This is a genomic window from Nibribacter ruber (genome assembly GCF_009913235.1).
In the GTDB taxonomy this organism is placed as follows: domain Bacteria; phylum Bacteroidota; class Bacteroidia; order Cytophagales; family Hymenobacteraceae; genus Nibribacter; species Nibribacter ruber.
In genome coordinates, this window is record NZ_CP047897.1 from 2221955 (window position 1) to 2236240 (window position 14286).

Annotated in this window: 15 protein-coding genes; 2 read left to right on the top strand and 13 right to left on the bottom strand. The window is 46.6% G+C overall.

The window, feature by feature from the left end; all coding sequences use genetic code 11:
* Positions 1–268: 268 nt before the first annotated feature.
* Positions 269–2494, top strand: a complete 2226-nt coding sequence (locus GU926_RS09315) for an NADP-dependent isocitrate dehydrogenase (RefSeq protein WP_160691204.1) — start codon at positions 269–271, stop codon at positions 2492–2494.
* A gap of 86 nt (positions 2495–2580) precedes the next feature.
* Here GU926_RS09315 and yiaA read toward each other — a convergent pair whose 3' ends face one another.
* From yiaA to GU926_RS09370, 11 genes are all read right to left on the bottom strand, one after another.
* Positions 2581–3000 (bottom strand): inner membrane protein YiaA, encoded by a 420-nt coding sequence (gene yiaA / locus GU926_RS09320; RefSeq protein ID WP_160691206.1) that lies wholly within the window; start codon positions 2998–3000, stop codon positions 2581–2583.
* A gap of 81 nt (positions 3001–3081) precedes the next feature.
* Positions 3082–3645: a Crp/Fnr family transcriptional regulator gene (locus tag GU926_RS09325; protein WP_262886131.1), complete on the bottom strand. Its 564-nt coding sequence runs from the start codon at positions 3643–3645 to the stop codon at positions 3082–3084.
* A gap of 124 nt (positions 3646–3769) precedes the next feature.
* On the bottom strand, positions 3770–4333 hold the full coding sequence (locus tag GU926_RS09330; RefSeq protein WP_160691208.1) for a hypothetical protein: 564 nt from the start codon (positions 4331–4333) through the stop codon (positions 3770–3772).
* Between the two features lie 238 nt (positions 4334–4571).
* Positions 4572–6194 (bottom strand): serine hydrolase, encoded by a 1623-nt coding sequence (locus GU926_RS09335; RefSeq protein WP_160691210.1) that lies wholly within the window; start codon positions 6192–6194, stop codon positions 4572–4574.
* A 517-nt stretch (positions 6195–6711) separates the two neighbouring features.
* Entirely contained in the window at positions 6712–7428 is a 717-nt protein-coding gene (locus GU926_RS09340; protein WP_160691212.1) for a DoxX family protein, read from the bottom strand.
* 54 nt (positions 7429–7482) lie between these two features.
* A complete protein-coding gene (locus GU926_RS09345) occupies positions 7483–7755 on the bottom strand; it encodes a hypothetical protein (RefSeq protein ID WP_160691214.1) in 273 nt (90 codons plus the stop codon).
* A gap of 81 nt (positions 7756–7836) precedes the next feature.
* A complete protein-coding gene (locus tag GU926_RS09350; protein ID WP_160691216.1) occupies positions 7837–8127 on the bottom strand; it encodes a hypothetical protein in 291 nt (96 codons plus the stop codon).
* Positions 8128–8211: 84 nt separating this feature from the next.
* Positions 8212–9456 (bottom strand): DUF4153 domain-containing protein, encoded by a 1245-nt coding sequence (locus tag GU926_RS09355; protein ID WP_160691218.1) that lies wholly within the window; start codon positions 9454–9456, stop codon positions 8212–8214.
* Positions 9457–9627: 171 nt separating this feature from the next.
* Positions 9628–9963, bottom strand: a complete 336-nt coding sequence (locus tag GU926_RS09360; protein WP_232058282.1) for a potassium transporter KefB — start codon at positions 9961–9963, stop codon at positions 9628–9630.
* 85 nt (positions 9964–10048) lie between these two features.
* Positions 10049–10297: a winged helix-turn-helix domain-containing protein gene (locus GU926_RS09365; protein ID WP_394350779.1), complete on the bottom strand. Its 249-nt coding sequence runs from the start codon at positions 10295–10297 to the stop codon at positions 10049–10051.
* A gap of 67 nt (positions 10298–10364) precedes the next feature.
* Positions 10365–10988 (bottom strand): hypothetical protein, encoded by a 624-nt coding sequence (locus tag GU926_RS09370; protein ID WP_160691222.1) that lies wholly within the window; start codon positions 10986–10988, stop codon positions 10365–10367.
* 144 nt (positions 10989–11132) lie between these two features.
* Between GU926_RS09370 and GU926_RS09375 the strand changes: the two genes are divergently transcribed.
* Positions 11133–11411: an NADP-dependent isocitrate dehydrogenase gene (locus GU926_RS09375; RefSeq protein WP_232058283.1), complete on the top strand. Its 279-nt coding sequence runs from the start codon at positions 11133–11135 to the stop codon at positions 11409–11411.
* Between the two features lie 194 nt (positions 11412–11605).
* On the opposite strand, the gene GU926_RS09380 is transcribed toward GU926_RS09375, so the two are convergent.
* On the bottom strand, positions 11606–13213 hold the full coding sequence (locus tag GU926_RS09380; RefSeq protein ID WP_160691223.1) for a hypothetical protein: 1608 nt from the start codon (positions 13211–13213) through the stop codon (positions 11606–11608).
* A complete protein-coding gene (locus GU926_RS09385; protein ID WP_160691225.1) occupies positions 13210–14232 on the bottom strand; it encodes a hypothetical protein in 1023 nt (340 codons plus the stop codon). Before GU926_RS09385 ends, GU926_RS09380 begins: the two co-directional genes overlap by 4 nt.
* Between the last annotated feature and the right edge of the window lie 54 nt (positions 14233–14286).

Consider the following 14286-nt stretch of genomic DNA (forward strand, 5'->3'; position numbering starts at 1 on the left):
CTTTACGTAGAAAACAGATTTAAAAATATGTCTTCAGCCCCGCATTCCCTCGTTTTTGGCTTCTTTTCTGAAAAACTGGCCAAAAACGAAACACCAGTGCAGCGTAGGTGGGTGTTATCAAATTTATGCAACGGCTTGGCGGGCGGCGGTCCCTCGCGTATCAATTTTCACTTATATTTGCTGGTCAAACCCTCGCGTATTGGCGGAGCGCCCTATTTAGGCGTACACGGGTAAGCACACAGGGTCTTTACCTTTAACACGAACCACTATGGCAAACACATCAAAAATCATTTATACCATCACAGATGAGGCGCCGGCGCTGGCCACGCAGTCTTTCCTGCCCATTGTAAAGGCGTTCACCAAAGCCGCCAACATTGAGGTAGAAGTAAGAGACATCTCCCTGGCCGCCCGTATTCTGGCTACCTTCCCAGAGAACCTTTCTGCTGACCAAAAGCAGAGCGATGACCTGGCCTACTTAGGCGACGTAGCCAAAACCCCCGAGGCCAACATCATCAAATTGCCGAACATCTCTGCCTCTGTGCCCCAGCTGACGCAGGCCATCAAAGAATTACAGTCCCAAGGCTATAACATTCCAGACTATCCGGCCAACCCGCAAACAGACGCCGAGCAGGAAATCAAAACCCGCTACGGCAAAGTGCTGGGCAGCGCCGTGAACCCAGTCTTGCGTGAAGGCAACTCTGACCGCCGCGTAGCCGATGCCGTGAAGCAGTACGCCCGCAAAAACCCGCACTCCATGGGTGCCTGGTCGTCAGACTCCAAATCACACGTGGCCCACATGGACGGCGGCGATTTCTACGGCACCGAGCAGTCTGTGGTAGTGGACAACGCCACCAGCGTGAAGATTGAATTTGTAGGCGCCAACGGTTCTACCAAGATCCTAAAAGACAATATCTCTCTCAAGGCTGGCGAAGTGATTGACTCCTCCGTGATGAGCAAGAAAGCCCTGCGTGCGTTCTATGAGAAGGAGATTGCAGACGCCAAAGCCTCTGGCATTCTGTTGTCCCTGCACTTGAAAGCCACCATGATGAAGGTCTCTGACCCTATTATGTTCGGGCATGCCGTTACCGTGTTCTTCAAAGACGTTTTTGAGAAACACGCTCAGGTGTTAAAGCAAATCGGCGTGAACCCAGACAACGGCCTAGGCGATTTGTACAGCAAGATCCAAAACCTGCCAGAAGACCAGCGCGCCGCCATTGAAGCCGATATCAAAGCAGTGTATGACAACAGCCCGGCACTGGCCATGGTAGACTCAGACAAAGGCATCACCAACCTGCACTTCCCTAATGACGTGATCATTGACGCATCCATGCCCGCGGCCATTAGAACGTCTGGCAAGATGTGGGGCGCAGACGGCAAGGCGCATGACGCCAAGTTCATGATCCCAGACCGCTCGTATGCCGGCATTTACCAAGAGGTGATTAATTTCTGCAAAGAGAACGGCGCCTTTGACCCTAAAACCATGGGCACCGTGCCTAACATTGGACTCATGGCCCAGAAAGCCGAAGAGTACGGTTCACATGACAAAACCTTCCAGATCACCGAAGCCGGCACCGTGCGCGTGGTAGACGCCAACGGCAACGCCCTCATGGAGCACAAAGTAGAGGAAGGCGATATCTTTAGAATGTGCCAGACCAAAGACCTGCCTATCCAGGACTGGGTGAAACTGGCCGTGACCAGAGCGCGCATCACCGGTGCTCCTGCCATCTTCTGGCTAGACCCGCAGCGTGCCCATGACGCCAACCTCATCAAGAAAGTTGAGAAGTACCTGCAAGACCATGACACCAACGGCCTGGAAGTAAACATCATGTCGCCGGTAGAGGCCATGCGCTACTCATGTACCCGCGCTAAGAACGGTCAAGACACCATCTCGGTAACCGGTAACGTACTGCGTGACTACCTCACCGACTTGTTCCCTATTCTGGAACTGGGCACCAGTGCTAAAATGCTTTCCATTGTGCCATTGCTGGACGGCGGCGGATTGTTTGAAACCGGTGCCGGCGGATCTGCCCCTAAGCACGTACAGCAGTTCCAAGAAGAAAACTACCTGCGTTGGGATTCTCTGGGTGAGTTCCTGGCCCTGGCGGTTTCTCTGGAAGACCTGGCCTACAAAACCAAGAATGACAAAGCAGCCGTATTGGCGGAGGCCTTGAACACGGCCAACGCCGAGTTCCTGGAGAAAGACAAGTCACCAGCCCGTAAAGTAGGTGGCATTGACAACCGCGGCAGCCACTTCTACCTGGCGCTTTACTGGGCCCAGGCCCTGGCAGAGCAGACCAAGAACGAAGAGCTGAAAGCCAAGTTCACGGACCTGGCCAAAGGCCTCACGGAGAACGAAGACAAAATTGTACAGGAGCAGATTGCCGAGCAGGGCAAAGCCATTGACATGGGCGGCTACTTCCACCCAGACCTGTCCAAAGTCTCTGCCGCCATGCGCCCAAGCGCTACCCTGAACACCTATATTGACCAGTTCTAAGAAGGGTTGGTTCTAGCATAAAAAGGCCGCTTGAGAGATGCTCAAGCGGCCTTTTTGGTTTTATGACTTTCTTCTCTGCTTAGCTATTAATACACCTCTGCACTGTTCTTAACCGGCCCTTCCTTTGCCAGACTGTCTCTGGTATTTTTCTGAACCGTGATAGCCGCAAAAAGACTCAGAAGAAACGACATGGCATAAAAACCTTTCTCGCTCAAGAAGAGATCGGCGTTCCAAAGGCCTACGGTGAGCAGCACCAAGGCGGTAATGGTAGAAAACCAGCTAAGCCCGTAGTACATATTAGAAACGGGAATACCATCTACCTGGTCACGTACGCTTTTCTGGAGAGAGATAGCCGAGAACAAACCGTACATAAGAATGGTGAAGTAATAGCCTTTTTCATTCAGCAGCATATTGGCGTTCCATAGCCCTATCACGTAGGCACTGATGCCCGTAAGCAGAACAAAATAAGAGGCCGCGGCAAATACATTGGATGGTTTCTGATTCATCTTTGGTTTTTTGTTAAGTGATGAATCAAAAGTAGGCCACACCCCTCTCCTTTCTTTTGACATTTGTCAAAAAGGAAAATGCTACACCTGGCTGCGTATCCGGCTCAGGGTTTCCTGACTGATGCCCAGGTAAGACGCCGTCTGTCCCAGTGAGATTCTGTGAAGAATGTGCGGAGAGTTTTCCATCAGCTGCTCGTAGCGCTCACGAGCCGTTTTAAACTGCATGGCCATGAACCGTTCTTCCAGCCGTATGTAGTACTGCTCATTGATTATGCGCACCACCCGCTCAAGATCGTTATGGGCATCAAACAGCTGGTTCAACACTTCAAAACTGATGCTCCACAAGGCAGAGTCCTCCAGGGCCTGAATGTTCTCTACCGCTGGTTTCCGGGAAATGAAACTGTAAAAAGAGGTCACGAAATTATCCTCAAAGCTAAACCAATAAGTAATCTCCTTCCCGTCCAGGTTATAGTACCCGCGCAGACAGCCTTTTTCAAGAAAATACAAATTGTTGCAGACCGTTCCCTCCTTCACCAAAAAGGAATTCTTTGAAACCTCTACCCTCGTTAATGCCTTAGAGAGAGCACCCCAGGCTTCTGAAGAGATGGGATGATATTTTGATAGGCAATTATGTAAGGCATTCACTGCGCAGCTCTTTAAATGTAAGCGTGGGACATGGTTTCTTGGTCAAACAGAACATAACAGCCTTTTGTAAGCCCATAGATAACCCGTTAAAGGTACTGCTTAAGCCTGTTGACAGTAATAAACATTAGTCAGTTTCTTGAAATTCTACTTCATTCTTGATTTTATGGATAAATATCTGTCTAAAAGTTGGTGCATATCCTTTGCGGCCGCTGGGCTCAAAATATTCCCTGACATAGGATTCAGATGTCTCATAGTTACGTATGATCTTTTTACCGAAATACCTATCTGTAGTTTGATGGTATGGCAAATCATCAGGATAACTAGTAGCCGGCTTATAGTTATCAGAACTTTTAATCAATAAGATTGCCGCTTGTTTATCATTGTCTGAAATCTGCAAGGTAAACGTGTGGTAATAGTCACCTATCCCAGACATGGATTCATTCCTCAATAATTTAAATTCATCTTCAAGTTTGAATCCCTGCTCCTCAATTAGTTCCCTGGCAGAAGCCTTTGTAAAGAACATATCTTCAAATGCAATAAAGAATCCGGCTGCTGTAACAAGCAGTCCATAACCAATAGTCAAATACCTGGCTGTTTTTGGACAGCCCAGCATTTTAGGAACAAAATAACATAAGCATCCGAGTACCAGCGGGGTTGCAATAAATACAAGAAACAATAAGCTTAACATAAAATCCCGTCCATTTAAATTACTTGAGCAGTTCAACCATTTGTTATCTAAGCTGACCCTAGCAAGCGGATAAAAGCAATCTCAGATTTAGATACCTATACTTACACCAAAGCTGGTAAACCTATACTTGCATAAAGCAAGCTACTTGTTCTCCAGAATAGGCCTCCTGTTACTTCGTTTTTGGCCTATTTTTCAGAAAACAGGCCAAAAACGAAGTGACACATCAACATTCACACTTCTACCGGCTGGTTTGGTCACTTGTGCGGGTGTAGATGAGGTTGCGAACCACTGGGTTGCTGTAGTCTAGGGCCACTACCTTGCCGACTTTGTCGCGCACGAAGCGCAGGAGCACGCCGCCCAGCTGGTAGGTGTCTTTGCTGACGGGCTTGAATTCAAAGCCGGGCGCGGGGGCGGCGTTGGCGCGGCCGAAGAGGCTGTTGCCATCTGGGCCAACGGTCATGTGAAAGACAGAGCCTATCTCGTCGTTCTGGTAGCGGCCCGCCAGGGCCTGCAGCTCAGAGGTGCTGGGAGTGTAAGGTTGGGCGCGGTGGTAGCGGGAGACTTTGCCTTCCATGGATTTCACTTCTACTACATCCGGCAACGGGAAATGTAACTCAAACGCATCCTGTGACATAAACTGCACAAAGGCTCCCAGACGGCGATAACGGTTCTGGCCGGCTGGCACCAGACCGGGGCCGCCTGCTACCCTGAAACGGTCTTTGTCTATGGCCAGGCGCAGGGGCTCACCGGTTTTCTCTGGGAAGTAAAGTCCGGCCCGGCTTTTGGCTTGTTCCAGGGCTTCACCGGTGAGGACAGGCGGCGCACTGGCCACGGCTTTTTCTGTTTCTGGATAGGTCACAAACAGATCCACTACGCGCTCGGCAAGGCCAGAAGCGGGACGGGCATTGGAGTTACACAGCACAGCCACAGAAACACCCTGCTCCGGGAAACGGCCCAACCAAGTATGATAGCCCGCCGCTCCACCCGAATGCCACACTTCTTTTACACCCCGGAAGGTCTCCAGAAACAAGCCCCGGCCATACCCCAGCTTCCGGCCGTTGTTTAGTTGGGCGGGTTCCTGTAGTTTCTGGGAGACAAAGGCGCCCAACTTTCCACTGGAAAGGACATCGTTCCACCGGATCAAGTCTTCTGCAGTGCTCAGGATGGCACCGCCACCGCGGTCATTGCCCAGGTACATGTCTAGTTTCCAGCCGTCTTTTGTTTTCTCATAGCCCAGGGCCTGGTTCTGCACAGGGTTGGCCATGCTGGTCACGTAGACGGTGGAGGTCATACCCAGCGGTACAAACAGACGCGTGCGCAGAAACTCGGCAATGGGCATTTTAGTAGTGCGGGCAATGATTTCAGTGATCAGGACATAGCCGCTGTTGGAGTATGACCATTCCTCGCCGGGTTTAAAGTTGAGGCCCTTCTGCCGAAGGATGACCGTAAGCGTCTCTGGGTCTCCAGTAGCCAGGGGCAACAACCCGGTCCAGTCCCGGATGCCGCTGGTGTGGGTGAGCAAATGGTTTAGCGTGATCTTCTGGCCGTACTTGGGCAGCTCTGGCAGGTAAGCATGAATATCTTCTGACAGGGAAAGTTTTTTCTCCTGAACCAATTGCAGAGCGGCTGCGGCAATAAACTGCTTTCTAACGGACCCAATGTCAAACACTGCATTGGTCTCTAAGGGCGTGCCTTCCCCCAGATCAGCGGTGCCGTAGGCGCGGTTCACCACCACTTTCCCGTTCTGTGAGACCATGCACACGCAACCCGGCGTTTCCTTAGATGCCCAACTAAAAATCTTGTCTACCTCGGGGGTTTTGTCCTGGGCCAAGGCTGGGCTACCTATCCAAAGGAGAATCATCAGGGGTTGAGCAAGAAAGCGGAAAAGCTTTTTGAGGCTCCCTGGTGCAGCCTCTGGCTTATTTTGGCCAGGAGCTGTAAAAATGCGGTTGGTTCTACGTTTCATGTGCGTTACGCTTTTATTTAATGATAATGTGAAGGCAATAAGAATCCTGTTCAGGCACAGCAAGTGCTCCTGAGGCTATTCAAGATGGTTTTAAGGGGATGGATGGTGTCGTTGATCTTCGCGCTGCGCCTCTTTTCATGAAAGGCGAGAGCGAGCAGTGGAGCGATTTACCTGAGGAGAGCAGGCACTTTGTTAAGTTGTTCTTTTCAAATATTTTCTGGCGGTGACATGACCAGATTAATCAACTCATGTTTTCTGATGACCTTTTCAAGATGACAAGAAGCGAGGCCTCAATGAATGGCGTTGGAATCATTTCTATAAGCCCATGCCAACCTTAACCTATTTCGTTTGCCATAGCGGTGTTTATCATAAGTACCATGCCTAGACCTCAGTGACAAGCCGGGGCAACAGGTTATGGACTGCCCGCTTTGTAGTAGGTTTCCAGGCAATCGTCCAGGGGTTGTCCTTCCTGGTGAATGCAGTCGCAGAACGTGTAACAGGCTGCTGGGTTGGCGCTGTCTTCACACTGGGTTTGGCATTCTTTCAAGGTATTGCGGGGCATCAATTCGTTTCCGTACACGGCAAAGAGAACCACCAGCGCAAAGGCTGCCGCCACACCCGCAAAGAACTTCACCGGAAACTTGGTGTCCAGCTCTTTCCAGCCCGGGAACCTGCCAGCCTGGGCTGGTTGGTTAAAGGGAAGAATGTGCTTCCAGGCGGGATAGTACCAGCAGAGGATGTAGAGGTTGGCCAGCACCATCAACGGCGAGGTAAGCCTGGAACCCTCAAACCGTACGGCAAAAGACAGAATGCAGATGTTAAGAATGATGGGAAAGTAAATGACCGCGCCCAGCACCACCGTCCTAGGGATTAGGAGCAGTAGCCCGGCCAGCACCTGCATCACGCCAATCATAGTATAATAGTAGCCCGTATGGTGCAGTGCCTCCAGGTAATTGCCCATGGGGTGATTCACAGAAAGCACCGTGAACCGCTCGCCCATAATCTTCACAATCCCCGGCGGAATAAAACCCACGGCCAGCAAGATTCGGCAGAGAATGGTGAACAACCACAGCCATCTGTTCCGTCGGGCCTGTGCGTGCAATTGGTCTAATCTGGTGGAAAGGCTCATGGGTTTCGGGCTGCGGAGATTGGTTAGCTAAGTAGTTTCTGCTGATGTCTTTCCTTACCACTTGTCCAGCATGTCTCCCAGGTCACTCACGCCCAGGGTGAACATCATAATGACCACGAACAAGATGATTTTCACCACCACCGGAATAGAGAAATCAAACCGGCGCTTGAGCAAGGCGTTGGCCGGCGGAAAGAAGAGCAGCGACAGCAGGAAATAGGCAATGCCCGGCACCGGATGAACCAAAAACAAGTTGAGTACGCCAATCACCATCAGGAGTAGACCTGCCGCCCAGCCTAGGAGGTTCAAAGAATTGGTAGTTGCATTCATGATAGTATGAGTAAGATGAAATCAGGTTAAAAAATGTTGTAAGCAGTAGAAGCGACTTGCCGTAAGAAGTAGGCGCTGCGTTTAGACGTTCCCCAGCATAAGGTCTACCTTGTCAAACAGTTCGCCCACGCCCAGGGCCGCCCAGATGATAAATATTCCTAGGGCAATTTTAAGCCATACTGGTACGGTAAAGCCAATTCTGTGCTTTATGTAATTGGTCACCGGTGAAAAATACACCAGGGAAAGCAGCAGCAGAAATATGCCGAACCCCGGGTCATTGCCCCAAAAGGTATTCACCACGCCTATGGCAAACACCACCAGGCCAAACAGCCCACTGAAAATACTTCCGGTTGTATTGATTGATTTGTTCATGCGTCCTTCGGTTTAAAATTTTGATTATTTCTACGTTTTCAGATACTTAATTCTTGCAGTGCCACCGCGGGCACCTGGCTGGTTTTACTTAAACCCGAACAGCAGCGGGAAGAAGAATACCACCATCACCGTCCAGACAAAATACACCGGCAGGTACAACACAATGGCTCTGCCCACCTCACTGATGGCGGCTTTGCCCGAGGCGGTCTTGAACAGCATGACCGTGACCAGCAGCAGGTGCACCAGCATGAGCAGATTGGCGCCCATCACGGCCACGCGGTTAGGCGTAATGCCCCACTCAGAGATTCTGAAGGAGATGGCAGAAAGCGCAATGCCGTTCACCACCACCGTCACCACAGACAGCAGAAGCAGCACCCACACGCCCCAAGCCGACTTGGAAGAATTGAAACTCTCTGCCACCGAGAAGAAAATCAAGGCCATCACCCCAATCAAGAGCACGTTGAACAAGAGCAGGAACTCGCGGTCATTGTAAGGGTCTTTGCCTGAGTAAAGGATGGCGCCCAGGTACACCACCAGCATCACCAACACCAGCGGGCTGAAAATCTTGGCAATCACGGGAGACACCTTGTTGACTAATTGCGGGTTGGTCTGGGTAAGGAAGGTGGCCACAATGGGCACAGACACGGCGCCAAACACCACCACGTACTCTGTGTAGAACTGCTCAATGTTAAACCCAATCAGGCTAAACAAGCCCAGGGTGATGCCCGTCATGATTCCGCCCGCAATCACCAGCATAGCCGACATCACCGCCAGATCTCCGTTGAAGCGCAGAAAATCCAGGCGTCTTCTGTAATTGCTCAGTTCATTGCCTGTAAAAGACACGCCCAACACCACCCAAAGCAGCAGCGGCAAATGGATGCAGGCCAGAATCAAAGTGTCACTGGTAGTAGAACTGGGCAGCAGGTTAATGTATACCAAGCAAGCCACCATCACGCCCACTATAAAAGCGATCTTGCCACCCCGCAGGTTGTTCTTCCAGCCGAAGTAGGCGGCCAGAAACGGAAACACCAGGAAGCCTATGTTGCGCGGGTAGAAGAACTCTTCATTGAGGTGAAAGATGGCGGGCAGTTTGGCTAGAACGCCGGCTAGCAGACAGGCGAGCGCCACAAACAAAAACTCGCTTTTAGAGCCCCAGGAGATGGCGTCAGATTCATGATGCAGGCGTTCATGCCAGAAGTCTGCCAGGGCGTTGCCGCTCAACTCCGGATACAGCCCGTTGAACTCCTGCTTAAAGCCAGCTTTGTTGGCCCGGTACAGCCTCTCCAACTGCTGCGGGTTTTGTAAATGGGTGAGAATTTCCTCTTTCATGAGTATTGGTGTAAAATCGTTCTAGATGCTTGGTTTTGATAGTCTGGGTTAGCCTCAGGAGCTTTACCCTCTGGGTTGCTAACCATCCGTTTTTGGCCTGTTTTGATGAAAACAGGCCAGAAACGGATGGTTAGCAAAGGCGGCGGAATGGTTCTGGATTTTTTTATGGAGTTAGTTCCACATGGTGCCGGCCAGGCCTAGCACAATTCCCAGCCATAGGCCTACCACAAAAACCACCAGGCTCAGGAGAACGGCCAGCGTTCTGTTAAAGCCCCGGGCGCTTTGGTAGTCCATGAAGGCATAAAAAACGCCACCCATGGCTCCAGCCAGAGGCGTAATGATCAAGGGCCTCACCATCCAATATTTTCCCCAGGCGGGGTTAGGGTTATCCACCCCGAACACAAAAAAGGAGATGGCCAGTAGCGCAATGCAGCCGCCCAACAGCATGGGCTTAAACAAGGATACCGAAGGAGTGGTGGGCATTACAGAAGGTTGTGGAGCGTTCATAACTAGTGTTGTTTATAGGTGATGAATAAGGTTAAAAATTCTTCTTTAAAGTACTTTGAATTACAAAGTTGAGGGACAAAAAAATTTAGCTGCCCTGCCGGTTGCTCAAAATCAATTTCTCCAACGCGTCCAGGTGGCTTTTAAAGGCATCTCGGCCGGTGGTGGTGGCGTGGTAGGTGGTCTGGGGCTTTCGGCCTACAAACTGCTTTTCTACCCGCAGGTATTCGGCCTCTTCCAGCGCGCGCAGGTGGCTGGCCAGGTTGCCGTCTGTGAGCTGAAGCGTTTCTTTGAGCGTGCTAAAGTCCACGCTGTCTTCTACCATCAACACAGACATAATGCCTAGCCGTGCCTTGCTCTCAAAGGCCTTGTTTATATTTTCTAAATAGTTTTTCACCGGTCTGCTAGCGCTCGTATTTAAAGTACACCAACGCACCGTACACAATGTGCAGCACCCCAAACCCGATGGTCCAGGCCAGCAGCCCGTAGCCTACAAAGACACTGGCAACTAGCCCTAAAATGATTTCAAATATACCCAGGTACCTAATGTCACTGATGGTGTATTTGCTGCCATTCAAGAGCGCCAGGCCGTAAAACACCAGCATGGCCGGGGCCACCAGGTACAACAGGCCATGATAGATCAAGATGGCGCAAAACGCCCCGCCGGCCGCCAACGGAATGGCCAGGTTCCAGAGCAGCCGCTTGGACTGTTTGTCCCAGGTGCGTTGGTTGTTTCTGCGCGCATTCCTGACCGTGAAATACGTGGCCCCGCAGAAGCCTATCACCAGCACCGCCAAACCCACGGCCAGCAGAAACAGCACGTTCTCCTGCGTGAGGCTCTGGCCCAGGTCTTGGTAGAAATTGATGTTGCGCTGACTAAAGTACCACTTCACCACGGCCGCACCCGCCAGCGCCGCCAAGCCCGGAAAAACACCGGACAGTCCGCTCAAAGAAATAAAGCGGGAAGAGCGATCCATAATGCTTCGGATCTCATGCAGGGCTTCTAATTGGTCTTGCGGCTGGTTCATGATAAAGTACTTTGCGTTTCAAAGTTACAAATGGTTTACGGATGTGCAATACCCAAGGCTGAACATTTTCTTAAAATTTTATTTGCGTGCTAAGCAGTAGGCTTGCTTCTCCCCTTCTTCTTAGGTGATCATTTATAGTGAGTTATGAAAGGCTGCCGACATGGACAACCGCGGAAGCCAATCTACCGGACGCTTTACTGGGCCCAGGCCCTGGCTAAGCAAACTAAGAACGAGGAACTGAAAACCCGTTTCACGGACCTGGCCAAAGGCTTGACAGAAAACGAAGACAAGATTGTACAGGAGCAGATTGCGGCCCAAGGCAAACCCGTAGACATGGGCGGTTACTTCCACCCAGACACGGACAAAGTTGCCGAAGCCATGCGCCCAAGCGCCACGTTGAACTCTTTCTTAGACCAGTTCTAGGAGAAGGTAATATTTAGAAAAGGAAAGGCCGCTTGGGAGAAATCTCAAGCGGCCTTTCCATTTTCTAAATTTATCTATTAAAGATGGTCGAAGTTTTAACACTAAAACTTCGACCAATAAAGTAGTTAAATTTCCAAATTTACGATTAAGCATTTCGGCCAGCTATTGGAAAAACAATATTATGGCACTAGGTTTTAAATCGAAATTGGGAAATTGTCAATGATTTGCAGAAAATCTTCAACGTGTCTTTCTTGCAAGAGCTTACTGTCTTCTAACTTTGAGAAATCTAATGCATTTACTTCTTCAAACGATGAATATTTGTCAGAAGAGTATTCTTCCCTCTTTAAAGTAGAGGTTAGAATAACTTGTTTGTTTAATTTTATAAATTCTTCTATCATTTTTTCTTCCTTTGTTGTTGAAAGCTCTCCCTCTCTAAAGGAATCAATAATAATAGGGTAATTATGCTTTAGAATGTTATTTAGTGCAACGATTTTGCAAAAATAAAACTCTTGTTCTTCGCTTCCTGAAAATGTTTCGTTTGCCTTAGTAAAGAGCCCATTAACTACCATAGTTCCGTTAGGGTCAATAACTCTATATAAGTTTGATATCTCAGCAATTATTTGCTCTAGAAAGGCCTCTTGTTTTACTTTATTCAATTCAATACCATTATTTATAGACTTTATTTGATTATCAACTTCAGTCAACTCACTTCTAAGGAAAGCAACAGAGTCATTAATCTCTTTAGAATTTCTAATCTCAGATTCAAAGAGGACGTAATTACCAAATTCAGGGTTTGGAGTTTCTAATAACTTGTTAATTTCTTCTTGCTCTTTATAAATAAGCTCATTCAACTCTGAAACAACTTCATCTTTTAATTTAATATTCTCGTTTATGGAGTAAACAATGCTATCACGAACAAATTTATTGCTTACATCAAATTCAAAATCATCATTAGAAAAGACAATATTAGTACTACTACAATCAGAGCATTTTACTTTCCCTTCTTTTAAGTTTCTATTGAGTGAACTTAGTTCTCCTAATAAATACGTCAACTTTACCCTCCTGTTTTCTTCCCTGTTCCTATGCTTTCTTAGTTCAAAAATAGAACTATGCAAATCCTTTAATCTAGTTTTGGTGCGTTCAAAGTCTTCATTATTGGCCAAGCTACTCACAAAAGTTGCTATTTGAGGACTTTTCCTTAGAATTTGAATTTTCTTTCTTTCGATTTTAATTTTATCTTCTAGCTCTATCTTACGCAATTTTAAAGCTTCAATATCAATACTTTCGTCAAACTGAATAGTTGATATCCCTTGATACGAGAATACCATATTAACAAAATCGACTTTATTGTAATTTGATTTTGCAATTATGTTAGATGTATTCCTCTTATCTTGACCTAAGAAAAACAATTCATAAAAAAGACTTAAATCGGATATCTTTAATTGTCCATCTTTTGGGATATATGGAATTTTCATAATATCCTTTGAGAGGAAATGCTTAAATTCTGCGACACTATTGAACAAATAATTTTGATTGTTCACTAAGACCAGTATTGAGTTGTTGTGTCTTAGAAACTCATAGTCAACGCCTTCAAATGAAATATTGGAATAAAAATAATAAAGCCTCGGATTAAAGCCTACTGGCCATATTGAATCATATCCAATCGAATAAACAATACTTTGCATAAGAATTGTTTTTCCTTTATTGTTATCATCGCTAAATATTATGTTTGTTTTATCCTGAAACCTTTCTTCTATGAAAGCCTCAAATCTATTTCCTATTGCTACTTTTTTTAAAATCATTTTAACCCTTCAATAATTAATGATATTAAATACTTTATTGTTAACTCATTTAGATAACTATATTTCGGTTTATAAGAACTAAAGTTTACCACATAAATATCTTCTACATCTTTAGTAAAACTAGAATTTAAATAATTGATGATTCCTTCACAAATTTTCCAAAATTCATAATTGCTCATTTTATTAAATAAGCACCTTGATAAATTTGCATTACATTCCTGAATTAAGTCTTCTCTATCATCACGAGGCAAGTCTTTAACATATTCAAAGAACTCAAAAGGAATGCTTTTGTACTTAAAAACTTCAACCCCAATTATTCTACAAATAACAAAAGTATCAATTTCAAGTATTTTAAGATGACGATTAAAGCTTATTACATCTAATATGTTTGAGATTGTTTGATTTTCGATTAAGGAATTTTTCTTAGAAGATTGAATATCCCGCAACTCCTTAAAAACACTCAAATAAAAATCATCAGTTTTAAGGGATTTGTTCTTAAACTTAGTGATTAATTTTAAATACTCTTGCTCTGCTATATCGTCTTCTACAATCAGGACATTATCTAAAAACGTTTCTATTTCAGAAGAGTAGTCAACTGATATTCCTTTCACTCTGGCAACCTCTTCAATCAGGCCTTTTTTTATTCTATTTTTAGTTTTTGTTTCAAAGTTTGCAAACCCAAAAGCTCTTATTGATTTATTAATCTTATAATCATCCTTAAGTTGACGGCAAAAAAAGATATACTCCTTAAAATTCAACTTTGAAATGGAGTTATCAAAGAGGGTGAAGAAATATTGTCCAATCTTTTTTGGGTTTAGATTAGCTTCATTTTTAGATTGTATATCCCAAATATTATTTCCTTTTTTATCAATTCCACTAACATCATTAAAGCAATCGAATGTGATATATTCAATATCTTTTTTGCTATCGCTTTTTCCAATAAGATATAATAGCGATTTTGTCTCAAAAACAGACGCCTTCTCATTATTTATTTCCGTATTCTTAAAAGTATAACTCATTATTTATAGCCTAAGTTCTTGCATAGTATTTCCCTCTAATATCTAGTATGCAAA

What these genes read in the sequence shown, in the direction of transcription:
- GU926_RS09315 (WP_160691204.1), top strand. Translation starts at nt 269, where the DNA reads ATGGCAAACACATCAAAAATCATTTATACCATCACAGATGAGGCGCCG.
- yiaA (WP_160691206.1), bottom strand. Translation starts at nt 3,000, where the DNA reads ATGAATCAGAAACCATCCAATGTATTTGCCGCGGCCTCTTATTTTGTT.
- GU926_RS09330 (WP_160691208.1), bottom strand. Translation starts at nt 4,333, where the DNA reads ATGTTAAGCTTATTGTTTCTTGTATTTATTGCAACCCCGCTGGTACTC.
- GU926_RS09335 (WP_160691210.1), bottom strand. Translation starts at nt 6,194, where the DNA reads ATGATTCTCCTTTGGATAGGTAGCCCAGCCTTGGCCCAGGACAAAACC.
- GU926_RS09340 (WP_160691212.1), bottom strand. Translation starts at nt 7,428, where the DNA reads ATGAGCCTTTCCACCAGATTAGACCAATTGCACGCACAGGCCCGACGG.
- GU926_RS09345 (WP_160691214.1), bottom strand. Translation starts at nt 7,755, where the DNA reads ATGAATGCAACTACCAATTCTTTGAACCTCCTAGGCTGGGCGGCAGGT.
- GU926_RS09350 (WP_160691216.1), bottom strand. Translation starts at nt 8,127, where the DNA reads ATGAACAAATCAATCAATACAACCGGAAGTATTTTCAGTGGGCTGTTT.
- GU926_RS09355 (WP_160691218.1), bottom strand. Translation starts at nt 9,456, where the DNA reads ATGAAAGAGGAAATTCTCACCCATTTACAAAACCCGCAGCAGTTGGAG.
- GU926_RS09360 (WP_232058282.1), bottom strand. Translation starts at nt 9,963, where the DNA reads ATGAACGCTCCACAACCTTCTGTAATGCCCACCACTCCTTCGGTATCC.
- GU926_RS09365 (WP_394350779.1), bottom strand. Translation starts at nt 10,297, where the DNA reads ATGTCTGTGTTGATGGTAGAAGACAGCGTGGACTTTAGCACGCTCAAA.
- GU926_RS09370 (WP_160691222.1), bottom strand. Translation starts at nt 10,988, where the DNA reads ATGAACCAGCCGCAAGACCAATTAGAAGCCCTGCATGAGATCCGAAGC.
- GU926_RS09375 (WP_232058283.1), top strand. Translation starts at nt 11,133, where the DNA reads ATGAAAGGCTGCCGACATGGACAACCGCGGAAGCCAATCTACCGGACG.
- GU926_RS09380 (WP_160691223.1), bottom strand. Translation starts at nt 13,213, where the DNA reads ATGATTTTAAAAAAAGTAGCAATAGGAAATAGATTTGAGGCTTTCATA.
- GU926_RS09385 (WP_160691225.1), bottom strand. Translation starts at nt 14,232, where the DNA reads ATGAGTTATACTTTTAAGAATACGGAAATAAATAATGAGAAGGCGTCT.